Origin of the sequence: Psychrobacter sp. Ps4 (assembly GCF_022129285.1) — a bacterium.
GTDB classification, from domain to species: Bacteria; Pseudomonadota; Gammaproteobacteria; order Pseudomonadales; family Moraxellaceae; genus Psychrobacter; species Psychrobacter immobilis_A.
The window spans coordinates 13,651-15,067 of the sequence record NZ_JADQAK010000034.1; the positions used below are offsets into that span (position 1 = coordinate 13,651).

General features: G+C 38.1%; 4 protein-coding genes. 1 reads left to right on the forward strand and 3 read right to left on the reverse strand.

What is annotated here, in order from left to right:
• The coding region (locus I3252_RS13930) for a hypothetical protein (protein ID WP_238035642.1) at window positions 1–246 on the forward strand (246 nt) is incomplete at its 5' end.
• Here I3252_RS13930 and I3252_RS13935 read toward each other — a convergent pair.
• The 3 genes from I3252_RS13935 to I3252_RS13945 all read right to left on the reverse strand — a co-directional run.
• Window positions 230–613, reverse strand: coding sequence for a VOC family protein (locus I3252_RS13935; protein WP_237029256.1), 384 nt, complete (start codon window positions 611–613; stop codon window positions 230–232). The two genes, I3252_RS13930 and I3252_RS13935, sit on opposite strands and share 17 nt — an antisense overlap.
• 31 nt (window positions 614–644) lie before the next feature.
• The gene (locus tag I3252_RS13940) at window positions 645–1,097 is read right to left on the reverse strand and encodes a YaiI/YqxD family protein (protein WP_036763699.1); all 453 of its coding nucleotides are present in this window, start codon (window positions 1,095–1,097) and stop codon (window positions 645–647) included.
• Window positions 1,098–1,219: 122 nt separating this feature from the next.
• A partial coding sequence (locus I3252_RS13945) for a hypothetical protein (protein WP_238035643.1) occupies window positions 1,220–1,417 on the reverse strand: 198 nt, incomplete at its 5' end.

The following is a 1,417-nucleotide window of genomic DNA, read 5'->3' on the forward strand; positions in this document are numbered from 1 at the left end:
ATATCGCAGGTTAAAACTGAGTTACCTCTTTATGATGAGAGTACATTTACTTGTGGGCCTGAAAATAGTTGTATTGGCTGCCCTAAAAAACTGATGGAAATGCTTGAATCAGAAGTCTCTTACTGGGAACACGCTCTTGCTCGAGGGACAAAGCCTAACTTTGATGAGCTCTATCGATTTGGCAAAATGTGTAAGAATATCAAACGCGGACTAGTTAGAAACAATCTTATTAAATCAGATAGTTAGATAACTCTAAGAGATTGCCATCAGGATCTCTTATATACACGGAAGTTATACTCCCCATAGCCCCTGTCCGTTGGATTGGTCCTTGCAAAACAGGAATATTAAGTGAAGAGCAATGGGCACAAAAGTCGGCAATATCTACATCAATAATAAAGCATAGATCGGCGCTACCTGGCTGTACAGTAGCAGCTTTAGGTTCAAATTCTGAGCCTGTCTGATGCAAATTAATTTTTTGATTTCCGAACTCTAAGGCAACACGCCCTTCAGAAAACTGAATAACCTTCATCCCTAAAACAACCTGATAAAATCTTAAAGTTCTATCTATATTTTCAACGGTTAAAACGAGATGATCAAGCTGTAATACTTTCATAAGTAAATCCTTTTACTCAAAAAATCAGGAATTATTTTTTAAAATTTTTCGCGATAAAGCTATCTAATTTATTCGCAAAATTTTGTCTATCTGCCTGACTAAGCGGTGCAGGACCTCCTGTTTGAATACCACTACTTCTTAGCGTTTCCATAAAATCTCGCATTTGAAGTCTCTGCTTAATCGTTTCTTTTGTATACATCTCCCCTCTTGGATTCAATGCATGACCATTTTTTGTAATCACCTCATCTGCTAATGGAATATCAGCAGTAATCACCAAATCACCCGCTTCTACTTGCTGGACAATGTAGTTATCCGCCACATCAAATCCCGCTTCTACTTGTATCGAACGAATATGTGCCGATGCAGGTACTCGAATAAATTGGTTTGCGACAAGAGTCACTTGCACACCGACACGATTAGCAACCCGGAAAAGGATCTCTTTTACAACGTTAGGACAAGCGTCCGCATCTACCCAAATTTTCATAATAATTCCTATAAAAACGACCCATCTTAAGTAAGTCGTTATGCCCAAGTAACTTTGAGATGCAAAATTCAGAGTACTGACATTACAGCTTGTAAGTTACTTGGGTCTCTATTCTTTTCTGGTTAATGTTTATAGTATTTCGCCATTAAATCAACTTGTTTTTTAATGACATCAATAGGAATACGACTCCCATTGATAGGTTTTAAATGGTTATCAAGCGACTGGTAACCGCCGCCAGGATATGTCACTAACATAGCATCAGGCCCTACAATAGCGTAATTATAATAACTACCAGCGATAAACCAATCTCTAGGTTTTGG

Excerpts from the sequence above, each read along its gene's own strand:
- I3252_RS13935 (WP_237029256.1), bottom strand. The coding sequence starts at position 613 with ATGAAAGTATTACAGCTTGATCATCTCGTTTTAACCGTTGAAAATATA.
- I3252_RS13940 (WP_036763699.1), bottom strand. The coding sequence starts at position 1,097 with ATGAAAATTTGGGTAGATGCGGACGCTTGTCCTAACGTTGTAAAAGAG.